We start from the raw sequence: 17,713 nt of genomic DNA, 5'->3' as shown, positions 1-17,713 counted from the left end.
TGTACACCTTTAATTGTTGTTATCTTTTTTTATTGCTTCTACTGCAAGCATGATACCCAAAAGAGAAATGACTCCAGCCATACGTCCCTGCGTAATGGAACGGGAAATGAGATAAAGTGAAACTTTAATCACTGGGGGACTTTCGTGATCACAAGGCTTTAAAAATAACCTATCCATAGTGATAATAAAATTACTACTAACAAGGCAAAAAGAAATGTAATATTTCGAATCCACTTTTGTATATCATCAAAATACCGTTCTACAAATGCAACGTTGATATAAAACATGAAAAATACAACAAAGAAGGTAAAGTTACCAAATTTATCGTTCAATTTTTCATTGGTAAATGTGCTTACATGAAGAAATAGTAAAGCAAAAGTTACTAAGAATAACTCAAGTAGCCTTTTTTTTCTCACCTCACCACCCCCTTACAGTAATTTCCCTTTGTTTCATTTTATAAGAACGTAGTGTGTAGCAGACTGTAAATATTATTTACTTATGTAAAAAAAGGCTACCAATTCAAGATTGTTAGCCTTAATAGCGCCTTTTAAAAAAATAACTCAATATAACAAATGACTGATTCTTCAACTTACACTATATTCTCCTTTTATTACAAAAAACGAACCTCGAATTGTTCCAGCAAGTTTAGACTTTTGCCTAGCAAATTTAAACTTCTCTTCTAACTCCTTTGGTATCTCCATTTCCTCAGAAAGCTTAAATCCTACAGCCCGCTTCTTCGGGTTATCCAACGTATACATGACGTTGACTGCAAGACCATTCTCATAAAAGACATAGGAAAATTTAATATTTTCCACTTGAAAACACGCTGTTTCTAAAGGTTTGGCCGCAAACTCAATATTGCGCTCTTCTTTCAAAATGCGGTTCACATAATCAAGAGTCTCCTCGCTTTCACTAGCTGGTACAACCGTAAATTCATGCTTGTATTTGTTCATAAAGTAACGGGCTTCATGGGCATGCAAACCAGCAAGCGCTTCTGCTACAGGCGAAGACTCAAAGCCAGCTATAGTTACATTTTTAAAATCAACAATACAGGACCATTCCACCCCTCCTTTAATCTCTTTACTTCCTAACAACTGGAATCCACATTTCACCAAATACTAAACCGTTTCGCTGTCCCATCTCAACCGTTGTATTTGGTCCACCAACATAGGCAAAATCATTTACTTCTGGTAAGACTTGACCAAAGGCAATGCCAGTAAGCTTATTACTTAGCTCCTCAGCGGTCTTTCCTTCCCCTTTAACTACTAAATATTCTCCCTTAGGAAACTGGATAACTCTAGATTCTTCTTGTATCGTTGCCTCTGTCATGACACCAGCATAATACATCATCTTGTTATTCACCGCTTCACTCACAGAAAAAATGTAATCATTTGTGGCTAAAGCTTTTAAAGTGTCCAGCCTTCCATCTTCTTTAACAGCTGACCAAAAGTCTTCCTTTTCTTTATTTATTCCAGCAAAATCTGTGTATTCACTCTTAATTTCAGTTCCAATACCTAACACGATAAAGCTATCTTTTTCTTCTAAAGTATAATTTTTCATATTCAAAACCTTCCTCACTTTTAAATTAATCAAGTAATTTATCTTTTCTCTTGATGAGTTTATAATAACCTTAAATCATGTCAAAAAATGATACTGTTTAGGAGACCAACATGAAAAAAGTTGAACGGATTAATACCATCATGCGGTACATCAACAACCGCTCCCACTTTACAATTTCTGAAATCATACGAGAATTTAACATCTCACGATCGACAGCTATTAGAGACATTAGAGAGATTGAAGCCATGGGGATGCCGCTCGTCGCTGAAGTTGGAAGGGATGGTGGCTATTTTGTCATGCATAACTCTATCCTGCCCGTTGTTCGCTTTACTGATAATGAGGTCAAAGCTCTTTTTATTGCCTTTATGGCCACAAGAAATCAACAACTTCCCTATCTAAAGAGTCGTCAGTCTTTAGCCGAAAAACTACTAGGACTCATCTCAGAAATCCAGCAAGATGACCTTGTTCTTTTAAATCAACTCTTACTTTTTGAAGGGACTAATCCCCACAATCCCGACTTACTTGAGCTTTCTGACCTCCCACACCCTATGTTAGAAAAACTCATCCAAATCCTTCTTTTGGATAGCCATTTATTGATTACTGTAAAAGAAGAGGAGGAAATCAAGTCTTATCCAATTTATCTACTACACCTTTATCAAGAAAAAAGCCATTGGATAATTGAAGGCTTTGACGTAAAAGAAGAAAAGAAAAAGATGTTTCCTGTCGATCATCTCATCAATGTCGAACCCTATACAACAAAAAAGAGATTAAGTAAGAAAAAGATTTTAGAAAAACTCAGTAAGAAAGACGAAGCAATCAACCTTGTACTTGAACTCGGTCCAAAAGCGATTGCCCAGTTCAAAAAATATCATCCTTTAAAAATTTCTATTTCCTATACAAATCCTTACCAATCCACAGCCATTCTAAAGACTTTTATCAATGTTAACAATCTCGATGAATTAACAGAAATAACAAATTGGCTACTTTTCCTAGGTAAGGATATCAAAATTAGGGAAGTGCCTGAAGAATTTTTAGAAGGTTTAAAAGAGAGATTATGTTTATACTATCCATAAGCAGTGAACGGTTAAACCCAAAATAATATTGAGTTTGACTAGATGCCAGTTACCCCTATTTTCAAACAAATAGAGAAAACATTTTATTTACTACCGCTGCCTTAAACGCTCTTCTAGAAATAACGCCAACACAAAAAAAGACATGAACTAGTCTTTGTTCATGTCTTTTTATATTAGATTTTAACCCTCATTAAATTACTTGTTTAATATTCTAATGTGGATTTATCTTATCCATAATCTCTTTCATTCTTTTTTTCAAATCCCACTATTTTAGCACTTGAACTAACAATAGCGAATTAGAATAATGACTTAATACTTGCTAAAACAGTAAGTACACCTACAATAATAACAAATACATTGCTCATTTTCCCTTTGTATTTAGCTAGTACTGGTACTTTACTAATCGCATACATCGGTAATAGACATAAGATAGCAGCAACTAATGGACCGCTCAGAGAATCAATAATTCCAAGAATACTTGGATTTGTATAAGCGACAAACCAGCATGTTAATACAACAAAAGTAAGGATCATTGTCTTAATTGTCTTTTCTTCAATAACTTTTCCACGTGTTTTACCGGACTTAATAATCATGTCACGCATTACTTCATATGCTCCTATATAATGGCCAAGGAAAGACTTTGTAATAGCCACAAAAGCAATGATAGGAGCTGCAATCGTGATTACAGGCGAATTAAGCTCATTAGCAAGATATGAAAGGATTGATAAGTTTTGCTCTTTTGCCATTTTTAAATCCTCTGGAGTCAAACTCAGTGCACTACTCCAAACGAAGAACATAACTACAACGAATGTCATGATATAACAAACTTTTTGTATTTGTGCACATTTAGCATCAGTAGCTTCTATTCCATACGTAGCCTTCTGTTTCACAACAAATGATGAAATCATAGGTGAATGATTAAATGAGAATACGATGATTGGTAGAATCATTAATATCGTTCCAAAATATCCTGTTCCTGTTGAAGCAGTAGAAACACTTGAAAAGCTAAGCATTGACGTATTCCACTGTGGAATTAAAGATATTGCGATGAAAAGTAGAGAAGCTATGAAAGGATATACGAGCATACTCATGATTTTCACAGTAATATCTTGACCAAAATTTAGTATAGCAATAAGGCCGAGCACTAATACAAGAGATAAAATGGCCCTTGGAGGCTCCGGCATGTGTAATTGATGCACGATAAAACTACTTGCGGTATTTGTAAGCGCAACCGAATACATCAATACGATTGTATAAATTGAGCCGAAATATACGATGTTAAAAATGATACTTGCCTTATTTCCGAAATACTCTCTTATTGTGCCTGTAATCCCCTCATCAGCAGAATTAGAAGTGTAAATCATTTTAGCAAGTGCCCTATGTGAGTAATACATAACTGGATATGCAAGCAATGTAATTAGTAGTAATGATAATAAACCACCTGAACCTGCATTAATAGGTAAAAAGAGCACCCCTGCTCCAATTGCTGTTCCAAAAAGGCTCAATGCCCAGGTAGTATCTTGTTTATGCCACTTTTTAGGATCTAGATATTTCTCATTTTTCACTGCAGTATTTTCAGCTTGAAATTCTATTTTTTTTGCAGTATTCCCATTCATATAATAAATCCCCCTTGTATCCTATTCTTACGTCTCTTTTTAGGCTTAAGAATATAGATCATTCTTAAAAAATGAACCGCTTACTTGATGCACCATATTGTAAACGATTCCACCTAAAGCTGTCTCTCTTAATGTGCGAGGCATTTATCCTCCAACCCTATACTTCGTCAGCATTGATGATATTGTTTACACCAGCTAATACGATGTCCGCTACTACTAAACTATTTTGAAGAAATTCCCCTTCTGGTCACACACCTTTCTGCAATTAATCGTTTCAGTCTGTCCAATTTAAAAATGTTTGATATTTTCTCCGTAGGTAATCGGTTACCTCTCGACGCCCTCATTATAACGTTTATATTTACGAGTCTAATATTTTTTTATTTTTAGAAAGACAGAATAAACAGAATTATGAATAGATAATAAATTACAATTGCTATGTAGCAATTGTGTCCATTGTTTGAAGCTGTATTAGTTAGCAAAAAGGGGAAAATAATACAGATATCATTTTTGTTAACACGTTAATTATATTGGGAACTCATTATAAAGATAGTTATATTCCCCTTTGCTGAAACATCTTATTTTAGACGTAAAAACTGTTATAATAAATAATCACTGTAGATATAAAGGAATAAATTAAGAAAACATAAAATCATCTAATCGAATAATTATAACTAATATCGAATTAATATTCATTTTTCAGAAAAAAAGAACTTCTCTAACTTAGTACCAGCGCACCTTCTATAACGTTTGACATGTTACACCTTTTAAAAGAATAACACCATAAGTTTCCATTTACTATATGTAATATTTATTAAGTGTAGTTTTTTCTAAATATGCATAATTTCATATTTAGAAAAAGAGAGTCTACTTTCGTATTGTGTAATAAAGATATGGCCCACCTACGAAAATAGGTGGGCTTTTCATGTATAAAAATTGCATTTATTATATGGTAATTAGAATTGAGGTCAAAATATTATCTCTTCCCCTTTAACTCTCTCAGGCTGATTTTTCTCAACGTCTGAACCTACTTACGTACCAACTGCGTAACCAGTAAGAATACTAACAATTATAGCAATAACTATGATTAATGTGATTTAAATCCATTTTCCCATATATGTTATTCCAGAAGATTTAGTTGCCATAGTGCACCGAACTGGTGGTGTTACCCTAACTGACGTTTAAATGCTTTACCGGCGAAGAAGTAAGCGATAACCATAATGCCAACGCACCAAGCAAGTGCAATCCAAATATCGTTACCAACAGTCCCTTCATATAAGAGGGCACGAATCGCATTCACAATTGAAGTCACAGGCTGGTTCTCAGCGAACGCACGAACAATTTTTGGCATAGTTTCGGTAGGAACAAAGGCCGAACTAATAAAGGGCAGAAAAATTAGCGGGTACGAGTAGGCTGTCGCCCCTTCCATAGACTTCGCTGTCAACCCGGGAATGATAGCGAGCCATGTCAGCGCCAGTGTAAACATCCCGAGTATTCCAGCTACCGCAAGCCAATCCAGAATATTAGCGCTGGAACGGAAGCCCATTAAGAGCGCAACAAGGATAACCACCACGATAGTAAGCACATTAGCAACAAGTGAGGTTAATACGTGAGCCCATAATACCGACGAACGCTTGATAGGCATAGTAATGAACCGTGCCATTAGCCCACTCTTTACATCCGTAAACAACCGCACGGATGTGTAAGCGACACCGGATGCGATAGCCATCAACAAGATCCCCGGCAATAAATAATTGACGTAGTTGTCCGTTCCTGTCTTTATGGCGCCGCCAAATACGTAGACAAACAACAGCATCATCATAATCGGTGTAATTGCTACCGTAATAATCGTATCTGGACTGCGCATGATGTTACGCATTAAACGCCCTAATAATACCCCTGTTTTGCTCTTCATTTACATCTCCTCCTTTTTGCCGATGATCGCAAGGAAAATTTCTTCCAATGTCGGCTGTTTCTCGATATACTCCACTTTTGCTGGTGGGAACATTTCTTTAAGTTCAGTAAGAGTACCAGTCGTAATAATTTTTCCGCCATGCAAGATAGCGATACGGTCCGCCAATTGTTCTGCTTCCTCCAAGTACTGAGTCGTGAGCAAGATAGTCGTGCCACCGCCAGCAAGTTCCTTGATAGTATCCCATACTTCAATCCGTGCTTCAGGGTCAAGCCCTGTCGTCGGTTCGTCGAGAAAAATGACTGCTGGCGTCCCGAGCAAGCTCATGGCGATATCAAGCCGGCGCTTCATCCCTCCCGAATACTGGTCTGCCCTCTGGTTGGCTGCATCAGTCAGGCTGAATCTTGCAAGCAAATTGTCAGCGACTTGAGCGGGACTAGAAACTCCACGCAACTTGGCAATCATTATCAAGTTTTCTCTTCCCGTGAGCATACCGTCTAAAGCTGCGAACTGCCCTGTCAAACTGATACTTTGACGAACATGATCCGATTGACGCTGAACGTCAAAACCGCAAATACCTACTTCACCACCATCTTGCTTCATCAGCGTCGAGAGGATATTGACCGTCGTCGTCTTGCCTGCTCCATTTGAGCCCAGCAGTGCGAAAATTTCGCCACGCTGCACTTCAAAATCTACCCCTTTTAACACTTCCTTATCTTTAAAGGATTTTTTTAATCCTTTTACAGAAATCGCTGTATTGGTCATACTTTTTTCCTCCTTAAAGATGTTTTGTAAAGCTAGACTGCCTACACTCCTCTATTTAGTATTACTGATAATCTGTATTACTTAGTACTGATTTAAAAATATAACTGAATAGCGATGGCGGCAATTCACATTTGTAACCAGCTAATCAGTCGGTATTACCTGTTGCACTTATTTTTTTCTCAATTGCTTCATGATACTTTCATTCAAATCTTCACGATACTTGGAAACATAAGTTTTAGCGTTTGCCACTAGTTCGTCAGCAAAGGATGCCACGTCCTCCCCAGTGATTTCAAGCACTTGTCTGCCTTCCGCCGCACCGGCTTCAAACAAATCGATTAATTCATACTGTATGTGTAGCATATCCATCCCATTGCCCGCCGAGAAATTCCACATGTAGTTTTGGATTTTCTTAAACACAAACTGGTAGTCCTCTGGCAGAGCCCCAACTCGTGCCATCATCATTTTGTACTCTCTTTTATCACCAATTAATTTTTTGAACATTTCCATCATATTATTTTTCCTCCTTTTTTATAAAGCAGAACAAGAAACTCCCAAAATATCGGCCGAACAGTTTATCTTATGAGGCTAGTTTGACTTCAAGACGTTAATTTTTGATGATACAAAATCCCATTTTCTCCAAAACAATTCAAGCTCCTGACGGCCATCCTCATTTAGTGAATAAAACTTGCGAGGCGGCCCCATGTCTGACGGTTTCTTTTCAATATTCACAAGTTTTTTCTTCTCTAATCGCACAAGGATGGTATAGACCGTTCCTTCCACGACTTCAGTAAACCCAAGATCATTCAGGTGGCGGGTAATCTCATAGCCATAGGTTTCACGGCGGCTAATGATTTCCAGCACACAACCTTCCAGCGAACCCTTCAGCATTTCAGTTAAATTTTCCATGTTCTGATCCTCCTTTACCCCCTATTCTGTCTGACTTATATTCAGTATCACAGAGTACTAAGGCTAATTTTTACTGAATAGCTTTTGAAAAACCAAACTATTCAGTATTACTTATTACAAGTACATTGTATGACTAAGTAGATGGAATGTCAACTCGATTTTTAAATTTTTTCTTAAATCCGCTTTTGCCTATTGGATACTGAATATATTTTTAAAAACTATACTATTAAGTATTACTCATTACCACTACATTGTATGACTGTGTAGATAGAATGTCAATTCGATTTTTAAATTTTTTCTTAAATCCGCTATTATCTATTGGATACTGCCTATTTTCTTCTTAAGAAATCTCACCACATACCTATCCAGCTAAGAAAAGGAAATATCCCAAAACAAAAATTCCACATTTTTGTTTTGGGGCGTTATAATATTCCGAAGTTAATGAATGTGGCTAGCTCTCCTTATTAAAAAGACGGATCATTTTTTTGTTCTTCTACTAATGCACCTGTGCATCTAATACATGAGCTTGCGAATACATACAAATTCTTTATAAAGTCAACTCTACATATAGGACATCCTTTTTGTTACGATAACATCATATTTATGTCTTCTGCTGCGGTTGTAATTAGTTTTAAACCGAATGTCTCTTGTAATACATCAAGCACACCAGGCGAAATAAATTCAGGTGCCTTTGGACCAATGCGGATATCTTGAATACCAAGACTAAATAGCCCAAGTAAAATGGCAACCGCTTTTTGTTCAAACCAAGATAGGACAATACTCACTGGCAATTCATTCACTTCACATTGAAAAGCATCTGCTAAAGCGGCGGCTATTTTCACTGTAGAAATTGAATTATTACATTGTCCTAAGTCAATGTAGCGCGGGATCTCCGTACCGGGAACAACACCATAACTTACATCATTAAAGCGGAATTTCCCACAAGAAGTTGTTAAAATAACCGTTTCTGGCGGAAGTGACGTTGCTAATTCACGATAATATTCCCCGCCTTTTCCTGGGGCATCACAACCTGCAATGACAAAGAAACGCTTTATTTTCCCTTCCTTTACTGCCTCAATAATTTCTGGGGCTAATGATAATACTGTATTATGATGAAACCCTGTTACTAACTGTTCATCCGACTCCATATGTACTTCTGGAAGTTCTAGCGCTTTTTGAATCAATGGTGCAAAATCATCATTTTCAATTTTCCGTACACCTTCTAGACCTGCAATATCATATGAAAAGAAGCGATCAGAGTATGATCCTTTAATTGGCATAACACAGTTCGTCGTAGCTAAAATGGCACCTGTAAATTTTTCGAAAAGGCGTCTTTGATCATACCACGCCTTACCAATGTTTCCTTTTAAATGTTTATATTTTTTCAGCTGCGGATATCCGTGTGCTGGTAGCATTTCAGAATGCGTATAAATATTAATTTCTTTTCCTTCAGTTTGTTTTAATAATTCCTCTAATGCAAATAAATTATGACCAGTAACTACAATTGCCTTACCTTCTACATGATTTTGTGTAATTTGAACAGGCTCTGGAACACCAAAATGATTCGTATGTGCCTCATCCAACAACTCCATTACTCGTAAAGCTGATTTCCCTACTTTCATAGCCATATCAATATGTTCTTGTTCATTAAAGTTAGAATTTGTTAATGTCATATATAACGCTTCTTGCGTTGTAGCATCTACAAATGCATCAGTATACCCTAGCTGAGCAGCATGCGTACGATAAGCCGCAATTCCTTTTAACCCAAACACAATCGTATCTTGTAAACTTGCAATTGTTTCATTTTTACCGCAAACACCCATCACTTTACATCCGCCTGTTGGTGTTTGTTCACATTGATAACAAAACATTATCATCCCACCCTCTCCCAATTATTCCTTACAAACTAAGCATAATACCCATTGAGAAAAAGGGATGTGATGTCAATCACAATAATATATGAAAATTTGTGACAGTTCATATTGTCGACATAATATTTTATTGACGCTAAAAAATGGCCACCTTTGTTGATGCTTTCAAATAGCTAAATAATTGATTTAGAGAACTATTAGCAACTAATAGGCATACAAAAACGCTATTTTTTCTATCATTCAACAGAAAGAAGAGCGTTTTTTCATTTTGTAGAACTAGCAATTTTTTGATTAAAGATCTTATGGAAATCTCTTTATTTACAATACATTTACACTACTTTAACATTGTTTACATTAATTTATGATATATTAATATAGAAACTATTTAAGAAATTTCATATGCATTTTTATCTTTATGATCTCTTATTTAATTGATAAGAGATCATGTTATATTTTTATAACAGGGGTGAATTAGGATGACTGAAACTTTAAAGACACTTATAATGCTTGATGTTACTTACGTTATTATAGCAATTATGACGGTACTGGTATTTGTATACTTGGAATTAAAATCTCAGTAACGTATTCAGGCGTAATCGATAGCTTCGCATTTAAATATAGTTAGAAAAAAGAGAGGAGAAAATTGTTTCTCCTCTCTTTTTTCTTCCCACAGTTTCTTATTTCAACAAATCCAATGTATGTAAAAGTAATTCTCTGTCCCCTACTTCTCCATGACCAGGCACTACTAAGTTCATATTGCCATATCGGTTCAACACATTCTCAATTGATATGGACCATTCATTTACGTACGCATCAGCAACATTCCCTAAACCTTTTGCTTCCGTAGATTTCACTAAACAGCCTCCAGCTAAAATTTTGTATTGCGGTAACCATACGACAATATTATCTTCTGTATGTCCTTTACCTGGATAGAACGTTTCTACTTTCATATTTCCAAACTTCATATTCGTAATCGTTTGTAAGTCTCCAAGCGGCTCCTCATATCCATTTTTCTTTGCTAGTTCCGCAGTTAATGCTGTACTATGCGCTTTAATGCCTCTTTCTTTCAACGTTTTAATTCCGCCAATTCGATCAGCGTGCGCATGTGTAATAATGACATCCGTTACGCGCTTCTGAAATTTCTTTTCTACCATCTCTATTAGTTCCTTCGTTAACTTATCATCCCAAGAAGAATCGACAAGTACTAACCCTTTAGAAGTAGTAAGAACTAGACCACTCGAAGGAACTGCTTCTCCGTTAAAATAACCTAACTCCGTATGAACCCATACATTTTTGTTTAACTGAGAAAGTGAAATCGTTCCTGTCTCATTCTTAATTACTTTTTGCTCTATCTTTTGTTCTGCTTGTACAGAAGAAATTGTACTAACAAATTGAATTACTCCTAGTAAACTAACACATAATCCTACTTTTAATAATGTATTCTTTTTCATTTTTATCAATCCTTTCTTTCAAACTAAATAGTTATTACCTATATTAGACAATTCGCCTTAACAGTTTGTTCCATCTTTTCTTACATATTTTTCATACCATTAATAAAAAGCGCACAAAATTTTGTGCGCTTTTTAACTTAACTTTCCTTTTACCATTCACGTTTTTTATTAATCATCATTTTTTCTTCAAACGCCTTCTCTAAATCAATTTCTAACTTGTTTGCTAAATCACATACATTCCAAATTACATCAAACATTTCTAAACCAATCTCTCTTTTCGAATCCTGTATTTTATCACGCTTTAATATAACTTCCGCTAATTCACCTAATTCCGCCATCGCATACATCGTACGCTCTTCAATTGTTGTATCTTGAAATCCTTTTTCTTTACTGAAATTTGATACATATCTCTGGAATTCCACAATATTCATACTTAATCTCCCTTCATCACAAATACTCCGTTTTTCTATTACAATTAAAATCAAAATTGTATTTTGTTAAATTATAACATTCATACTATAATTTATTTATAGCCCATTAACGGAGGTGTTTTCAATGACTCTCTTCGCTTCCCCATCATTATTCATACTAGCAATCATTTCATTTGCACTAGCTTATTTCATCGGGGTAAAACAGTACACTTGGCTCTTATCAGGATTCAATGAACGCCGTGTGTCAGATAAAGTGAAGTTATCAAAAATAGTTGGTCTTTATAATTTAACTGCTGGTGTTATTGCCACAATTGGTAGTGTCTTCATTACTCCTAATGTTAAAATTATATTTCCCATCATTATTATTGGCCACGTTATAATCGCTGCTTATGTAAATACACGTATGGTTCAGTAAAAAAAGACCATCCAATTGGATGATCTTTTTTATAACTTATCAACATATTGCTTCGCTTCTAACAATGAAAATCCAAAAGCCTCTCTTACTCTCTTAATTGCTGTAACTGTTTTTCCTTCTTCCACAAGCTGGCGTAATTCTTTATTAATTTCAGGTTCTCTATCTACAATTCCCATTTCTTTCGAAATTAATTGTAATCTATCTTCCATCCTCTTTAAACGCGCATCCGTTTTCTTTTCGATTTTATTTAATTTTTCAGCGAGATACATAAATCCAAAGGCCGCTATCGGTATGACAATCCAAAATTCCAAGACTGTTCCTCCTCACTAGCATTGTTTTATTTAAGTGACTTATGTAAATTTTACCATTAAAAACATTTAATGTATAATAGTAATATACAACATTATTGATAAAACCTATTATTTTAGGGGGACACTTTATGAAAAGATTTTTGAATACGTTATTGCAATTTATAGTTCTTTCAATCGTGCTACATTTATCATTTGATATAGTTGGTTGGCTTGTTTTCAATGCACAAATTAAAAATAAAGAAATCATTATTTCCTTAATAACAACCTCATGGCTTATGTACATGTACCGAGATAAATTTTTTAAAGCATTTACTTCGAATTAACTTAAAATAAGAAAACACTTCATCGATAATCGATGAAGTGTTTTCTTTTTCTCTCCTTCTCTCTATTTGCTACTGTATAATAAAATTAATATTCTGTTTTTTCGAAGGAAAGGAAGTCACTATGAACTTAAAAAGTAACAATATATATGAGAAAATGAACCAATATTCCGTTGCAGGATTAAGCCTTGCCGTTATACGTGACGGTAGACTTGATGAAACTACTGCCTTCGGAACACTTGAATCTGGAACAACTAGAACTGTCAATACGAATTCCATATTCAATTCTTGTTCTATTAGCAAATTCATCACCTCAATGCTCGTACTAACATTATCAGACCAAGAAATCGTACATTTAGACGAAGACGTAAATGATAGACTCACATCTTGGAACATCCCTACCAATCTATTTACTTCACAGAAAAAAATCACGTTGCGAAACTTATTAAGTCATCAATCTGGAATCATTGATCCTCCTAATAGTTTTGAACATTATAAGCTAGAGAAAGGCATACCTAAAATTTCTGAACTCCTTGCTGGTAAAACATTATATTGCCCAGTACCTATAGAAATGAATTATGAACCAGAAAGTGAATTTCACTACTCTGACGCAAACTTTTGCATTATCGAACAACTACTTGAAGATATTACTGAAAAATCGTTCAACCTTTTACTAGAAGAATTTATTTTTCAGCCATTACAAATGAAAAATAGTATACTATTCCCTCCCAAGTGCATAGATAAAACCGACGCTTTTGCTTGCGGACATAATAAAGATGGAACTGTAACAAATGAGAAATATCCATTTTATCCATTCGCAGCTGCTTCAGGCATTTGGACAACACCAACTGACTTATCAACTTTAATTATTGAAATCATTCATTCCTTACAGGGAAATGGCAAACTAGAACTTTCTCAAAAAACAGTACAAGATATGATTTCTCCTCAAGGCTGCTCAAAATGGACTGGGTTAGGTATTTTTCTAGAGTATTCTAATGAAGACTTACAAATTCACTCACTTGGATGGGGTGTTGGATTTCAATGTATGATGGTATGTAATCCATACCGAAGTAATGGCGCTGTTATTATGACGAACTCGGATTTAGGTGTTCATCAAAAAGAAGGGATTATTGGTGAGGTTTTAAAAATGTTATCCATATAATGAACGAAACAGATATAAAGAAAGAAGCTGATTCTCCCAGCCTCTTTCTTTATATAACATTTTTCGCAACAATTTTTATATGTTCTGGTGCGATAATTTCCGTTATACTTTCTTGGAAATCTTCATGCAGCAGTTCTTCAATATGTTCTAACTGCACTTCAACATGTGTGCATTCTAAATTATGTATGTTTAATAGTGCATAATGATCTTTCTTCTTAATTACTAAATATTGATTTTCTTCTGTTACGAGCACCGACCCTAATCTTACTCCTAATAGGCGTTGATCATCAAACTTCACAACCACTTCCTCCTTCCTTAATCCAAAACGCGATCGTTATGTAAAAAATAACAGTTTTAGGAAATCTATTCTTTATAAACTATATCATAATTTATGAAAATATAAATATCATATTTCCTGTTAATAAAAATCCCCATTCTTTTATATATTTCGATACAAAAAACTTTCTCAACATAAAAATACGAATTTTCAGTTTTTTATTCTATGAAAATCTATTATAATAAAGCTAATAAGTGTTTGACCTCTCCTAATTCATGTACATATGGATGATCAGTAGCTGTTGCTACTGATCTATTTTTTTGATTTCAGAAAGCAAATAAGCTGCGTCTCTTCCTACGCCACAAATAAGCGCAGAACCCCTTTGAGATTGCCACGGCAATCCGATATAATACAATCCTCTTACCGGACTAATCCCCTTTATATGATTAGGAAATCCATTCTCATTTACTGCCTTTTCTATTTCAATCCATTTATAACCTTGGACAAAACCCGTTGACCATATAACACTTTCTGCACTATATGTATTACCATTCTGAAACATAATGTTATTTTCTGATGCACTTACCACTTTTTCCTGTAGTTTTATTGCTCCATTATGAATGAGTTCCTTACCTTCAAAACCAAAAATAGGATCCTTTCGCTTCTGAAACCACTTTCCTCTCTTTGTATTTGTCTCGGCATACAATAAACCTATTTTTTCTAGCCAATTAAAAATGCTTTTTCTAAATAGATGTAACGGTAAAAACGTTAAAGAATGACTGATAGACATCGTAACTTCATGAGTTTTTGCAAGCTCTACTGCTATTTGCATTCCTGAATTCCCGCCGCCTACTACTAGTACTGTTCCCTTTGGAACTTGCGATGGTGATTTATATTGTGATGAATGTATTTGAAAAATATGTGAGGAAAGATGTTTTGAAAATGAGGGAATGTATGGTTGCTGAAAACCACCTGTTGCAATAATAACTTTTTTCGATTGTAAAATTTCTTTAGGAGTGTGTATTTCATATATTTCTTTCTTTTTTCTTATCTTTAAAACTTCAGTTTGCACTTGTACTGGTAATTGAAAAAACCTTGTATATTCTTCTAAATATGTTGCAATTTCATCTTTATATGGAAATCCATTCCCTTCTCCTTTTAATATCATACCTGGTAAACTACTAAATTCCCTTGGTGTGAAGAGCTGCAAAGAATCATATCGGTTTCTCCATGAATCACCAATTCGCTTTCCTGCCTCAAGTAGTAAGAAACTATACCCAGCCTGCTTCAAGTAGTATCCCATTGTTAATCCAGCTTGACCAGCTCCAACGATAATTGCATCTAGCATCTTTTGTCCTCCTCCTTAAATATATGATTTATTTCTCAATAATTCAAACTGTTTAACAGAATTAAAAAGAGCAGTTCACTACTTTACGAACTACTCTTCTTTCCAATCATTTAATCCTTAACTACACTATTCAATCTATGAAAACTTTTTTATTAAACACTTCAATTTCTACGCTTTTTCCTCATATAATGTAATTCTATTTGAAAATGGATCTATTACTGTTAATTCGATTGTATCCCATGGTGTTTTCTCTATACTAGGTTTTGAATAGGCATACTCTTTACTTAATAATACAGAATGATAACCCTTTACATCATCTATTTTGACCCGAATCGCACCACCTGGTGAAGCATCCCCATGATGTTCAGATAAATGTATTACAGCATTATGTAACGAAATTTGCATATACAATGGCATATTGTCCTCATACCGATGTTCCCAATCCAGCTTAAACCCTAAAAAGTTAATGTAAAACAAATGAGCCTTTTCAACATCAAAAACTCTAAATATAGGTGTGATCATTTATAATTCCCTCCTATTTATATACATCCGCCGCCAATTCCCTCAAAACATCCACATTCATCACTTCAAAGCATCCATTATTTTTCTTTATAATCTCTTTATCACAAAAAACATTTAATGTGCGTAATAGATGCCGATAACTCGTTCCTAACAATTCAGCTGTCTCTGTTAAATTCCCACTAAACACAATTCGATTTCCGTGCTGAACCGCTCGTTCCCCTGCTGCTAACATGTAACTCGCAAGTCTATTTTCAAGTGGATATAGTAAATTAATTGTACTATTTTTTGAAAGACGATTTAATTTATGCGCTAACGATCCGCAAATACATCGTAAAAATTTCGCATCATGAAATAATTGGTTTCTCACTTTCCCTAAAGGTAAACCAATACAATACGAATCAGCCATTACTTGTACGTTTGAAGCAGTCTTTTGAGAATGAATTAACTCCACATCTCCTAGTAACTGCAAACTATCATAAAAACATAATAATACCGATTTCCCGTTACTTAATGTGTTAAACGCTTTCGCTTTTCCTTCAACAAAAAAATATAAATAATCTATCTCTTCATTTTCTCTACAAATAAACTCATTCTTTTTAAAAAATAAAAGTTCCATATATGGCTTCATATCATTACTAAAAAATGAGTCAATATTATTTTGTTTCATATACTCTGCTAATTTAATAGAATTACATACTTTCTTCATAGTTCCCCCGCCTTTACAACTATCCCCATTGTAATTTAAATTTTCTTCTTCCACTATGACATATGTCATAGTAATACACAATTTCAGCATGATACAGTCATTACAAATATGAAATATAAAGGGGCTATTACATTGTATAACTTTCTTTCTGTCTTTATTGGTGTGCTCATTGCCGTTATGCTTCCATTGAACGGGATTTTATCTGAGTTAATTGGCAAGTATACAGCAAGCGTTGTCATTCACCTTGTCGGTTTAATTGCAGTTATTTTCGTTTTAATCATAAACAAAAATAAAATTCGTTTCGATAAAAGTATTCCACTTTTTTTATATAGCGCTGGAGCGATCGGAGTATTCACTGTTCTTTTTAATAATATAAGTTTCTCTGTCCTTGGTGCCTCTATTACGATCGCATTAAGCTTACTCGGTCAATCCATTGCTTCAATTGTTATTGACCATTTCGGTTTATTAGGAATGAAGGTTTCAAAGTTTGAACAGAAAAAACTAATTGGATTATTATTCATCTCTTCTGGAATTATAATCATGACAATTTATTAATGGGGGTAAGAAAATGTTATATATTTGTATCGCTATTTTAGCTGGTGTTTCTATCGTTATTGCTAGAATTATTAACGCGAATTTAGCAAAGGAAATTGGAAATTGGGAAGGTACATTTTTCAATTATATTACTGGATTATTTTTCTCTATGTTATTTTTAATTTTCAGTTCAGATTCATTGTATATTTCTAGTCATACGTTGCAGTCCATTCCTGTCGCTGTATACTTAGGCGGGTTAGTAGGCGTTATCGTCATCTCATTATCAAACTATATTACTCCTAAAATACCAGCATTTTATTTAACGTTACTCATCTTTATCGGACAATTGTTTACCGGGACTGTCATTGATTTCTTCCTGTCAAACGAACTCTCAATTGGCAAAATTGTCGGTGGGATTTTCGTATTAATTGGGCTTACTTACAATTTACTCATTGATCGCCCTTTTAAAACTGTGCAAAATAACCACGTTCAGCTATAATACTTTACACTTACCTATCATATATTAATAGAAAAGC

The 17,713-nt window shown here is 34.7% G+C and carries 22 protein-coding genes and 2 pseudogenes; 6 read left to right on the top strand and 18 right to left on the bottom strand.

Annotated features, from left to right (window positions below):
- Positions 1–45: 45 nt before the first annotated feature.
- From QCI75_RS10580 to QCI75_RS10565, 4 genes and pseudogenes are all read right to left on the bottom strand, one after another.
- Positions 46–117: pseudogene (locus QCI75_RS10580) on the bottom strand (LysE family translocator); the annotation flags it as partial.
- A 41-nt stretch (positions 118–158) separates the two neighbouring features.
- Positions 159–416, bottom strand: a complete 258-nt coding sequence (locus QCI75_RS10575) for a DUF3963 domain-containing protein (RefSeq protein WP_144508834.1) — start codon at positions 414–416, stop codon at positions 159–161.
- A gap of 168 nt (positions 417–584) precedes the next feature.
- Positions 585–1,094 carry a phage tail protein gene (locus QCI75_RS10570; protein ID WP_353760421.1) on the bottom strand — a complete coding sequence of 170 codons (510 nt, stop codon included), beginning with the start codon at positions 1,092–1,094 and terminating at the stop codon, positions 585–587.
- Entirely contained in the window at positions 1,081–1,560 is a 480-nt protein-coding gene (locus tag QCI75_RS10565; RefSeq protein WP_144508832.1) for a GyrI-like domain-containing protein, read from the bottom strand. The genes QCI75_RS10570 and QCI75_RS10565 overlap by 14 nt, the downstream gene beginning before the upstream one ends.
- Positions 1,561–1,670: 110 nt before the next feature.
- On the opposite strand from QCI75_RS10565, the gene QCI75_RS10560 reads away from it, so the two are divergent.
- Positions 1,671–2,633, top strand: a complete 963-nt coding sequence (locus QCI75_RS10560) for a helix-turn-helix transcriptional regulator (protein ID WP_353760420.1) — start codon at positions 1,671–1,673, stop codon at positions 2,631–2,633.
- A 296-nt stretch (positions 2,634–2,929) separates the two neighbouring features.
- Here the strand turns inward: QCI75_RS10560 and QCI75_RS10555 are convergent, their stop codons facing one another.
- From QCI75_RS10555 to QCI75_RS10515, 9 genes and pseudogenes are all read right to left on the bottom strand, one after another.
- Positions 2,930–4,249, bottom strand: a complete 1,320-nt coding sequence (locus tag QCI75_RS10555; RefSeq protein ID WP_353760419.1) for an aromatic amino acid transport family protein — start codon at positions 4,247–4,249, stop codon at positions 2,930–2,932.
- A 147-nt stretch (positions 4,250–4,396) separates the two neighbouring features.
- Positions 4,397–4,533, bottom strand: a pseudogene (locus QCI75_RS10550) (L-serine ammonia-lyase, iron-sulfur-dependent, subunit alpha); the annotation flags it as partial.
- 878 nt (positions 4,534–5,411) lie between these two features.
- Entirely contained in the window at positions 5,412–6,161 is a 750-nt protein-coding gene (locus QCI75_RS10545) for an ABC transporter permease (RefSeq protein ID WP_002014105.1), read from the bottom strand.
- Entirely contained in the window at positions 6,162–6,923 is a 762-nt protein-coding gene (locus QCI75_RS10540) for an ABC transporter ATP-binding protein (RefSeq protein ID WP_098775697.1), read from the bottom strand.
- 168 nt (positions 6,924–7,091) lie between these two features.
- Positions 7,092–7,433, bottom strand: coding sequence for a DUF1048 domain-containing protein (locus QCI75_RS10535; RefSeq protein WP_193648986.1), 342 nt, complete (start codon positions 7,431–7,433; stop codon positions 7,092–7,094).
- A gap of 75 nt (positions 7,434–7,508) precedes the next feature.
- Entirely contained in the window at positions 7,509–7,829 is a 321-nt protein-coding gene (locus tag QCI75_RS10530) for a PadR family transcriptional regulator (RefSeq protein WP_002087595.1), read from the bottom strand.
- 584 nt (positions 7,830–8,413) lie between these two features.
- Positions 8,414–9,700 (bottom strand): hydroxylamine reductase, encoded by a 1,287-nt coding sequence (hcp, locus tag QCI75_RS10525; protein ID WP_353760418.1) that lies wholly within the window; start codon positions 9,698–9,700, stop codon positions 8,414–8,416.
- A gap of 677 nt (positions 9,701–10,377) precedes the next feature.
- Positions 10,378–11,151: a BcII family subclass B1 metallo-beta-lactamase gene (gene bla2 / locus QCI75_RS10520; RefSeq protein WP_353760417.1), complete on the bottom strand. Its 774-nt coding sequence runs from the start codon at positions 11,149–11,151 to the stop codon at positions 10,378–10,380.
- A 149-nt stretch (positions 11,152–11,300) separates the two neighbouring features.
- Positions 11,301–11,582, bottom strand: a complete 282-nt coding sequence (locus QCI75_RS10515) for a MazG nucleotide pyrophosphohydrolase domain-containing protein (RefSeq protein WP_002199805.1) — start codon at positions 11,580–11,582, stop codon at positions 11,301–11,303.
- A gap of 124 nt (positions 11,583–11,706) precedes the next feature.
- On the opposite strand from QCI75_RS10515, the gene QCI75_RS10510 reads away from it, so the two are divergent.
- The gene (locus QCI75_RS10510; protein ID WP_002137548.1) at positions 11,707–11,997 is read left to right on the top strand and encodes a DUF3784 domain-containing protein; all 291 of its coding nucleotides are present in this window, start codon (positions 11,707–11,709) and stop codon (positions 11,995–11,997) included.
- Between the two features lie 29 nt (positions 11,998–12,026).
- Here the strand turns inward: QCI75_RS10510 and QCI75_RS10505 are convergent, their stop codons facing one another.
- On the bottom strand, positions 12,027–12,308 hold the full coding sequence (locus tag QCI75_RS10505; protein WP_353760416.1) for a hypothetical protein: 282 nt from the start codon (positions 12,306–12,308) through the stop codon (positions 12,027–12,029).
- A 128-nt stretch (positions 12,309–12,436) separates the two neighbouring features.
- Between QCI75_RS10505 and QCI75_RS10500 the strand changes: the two genes are divergently transcribed.
- Together QCI75_RS10500 and QCI75_RS10495 are read left to right on the top strand one after the other, a co-directional pair.
- A complete protein-coding gene (locus tag QCI75_RS10500) occupies positions 12,437–12,631 on the top strand; it encodes a hypothetical protein (protein ID WP_144507155.1) in 195 nt (64 codons plus the stop codon).
- Positions 12,632–12,752: 121 nt separating this feature from the next.
- The gene (locus tag QCI75_RS10495) at positions 12,753–13,790 is read left to right on the top strand and encodes a serine hydrolase domain-containing protein (protein ID WP_353760414.1); all 1,038 of its coding nucleotides are present in this window, start codon (positions 12,753–12,755) and stop codon (positions 13,788–13,790) included.
- Positions 13,791–13,839: 49 nt separating this feature from the next.
- Here QCI75_RS10495 and QCI75_RS10490 read toward each other — a convergent pair whose 3' ends face one another.
- From QCI75_RS10490 to yeiL, 4 genes are all read right to left on the bottom strand, one after another.
- Complete coding sequence (locus QCI75_RS10490; protein ID WP_025150487.1) at positions 13,840–14,088, bottom strand: hypothetical protein; 249 nt, start codon at positions 14,086–14,088, stop codon at positions 13,840–13,842.
- 283 nt (positions 14,089–14,371) lie between these two features.
- Entirely contained in the window at positions 14,372–15,415 is a 1,044-nt protein-coding gene (locus tag QCI75_RS10485; RefSeq protein WP_353760413.1) for a flavin-containing monooxygenase, read from the bottom strand.
- Between the two features lie 168 nt (positions 15,416–15,583).
- Entirely contained in the window at positions 15,584–15,937 is a 354-nt protein-coding gene (locus QCI75_RS10480; RefSeq protein ID WP_144507152.1) for a glyoxalase superfamily protein, read from the bottom strand.
- A 13-nt stretch (positions 15,938–15,950) separates the two neighbouring features.
- Positions 15,951–16,643, bottom strand: coding sequence for a transcriptional regulator YeiL (gene yeiL / locus QCI75_RS10475; RefSeq protein ID WP_144507151.1), 693 nt, complete (start codon positions 16,641–16,643; stop codon positions 15,951–15,953).
- Between the two features lie 108 nt (positions 16,644–16,751).
- Between yeiL and QCI75_RS10470 the strand changes: the two genes are divergently transcribed.
- Positions 16,752–17,198 carry a DMT family transporter gene (locus QCI75_RS10470; protein WP_144507150.1) on the top strand — a complete coding sequence of 149 codons (447 nt, stop codon included), beginning with the start codon at positions 16,752–16,754 and terminating at the stop codon, positions 17,196–17,198.
- A 13-nt stretch (positions 17,199–17,211) separates the two neighbouring features.
- A complete protein-coding gene (locus QCI75_RS10465) occupies positions 17,212–17,676 on the top strand; it encodes a DMT family transporter (protein WP_353760412.1) in 465 nt (154 codons plus the stop codon).
- Positions 17,677–17,713 lie beyond the last annotated feature (37 nt).

The organism is Bacillus cereus group sp. RP43, from assembly GCF_040459645.1.
Classification (GTDB): domain Bacteria; phylum Bacillota; class Bacilli; order Bacillales; family Bacillaceae_G; genus Bacillus_A; species Bacillus_A mycoides_C.
The sequence above is the reverse complement of the archived record's forward strand: the minus strand, read 5'-3'. Positions and strand labels throughout refer to the sequence as shown.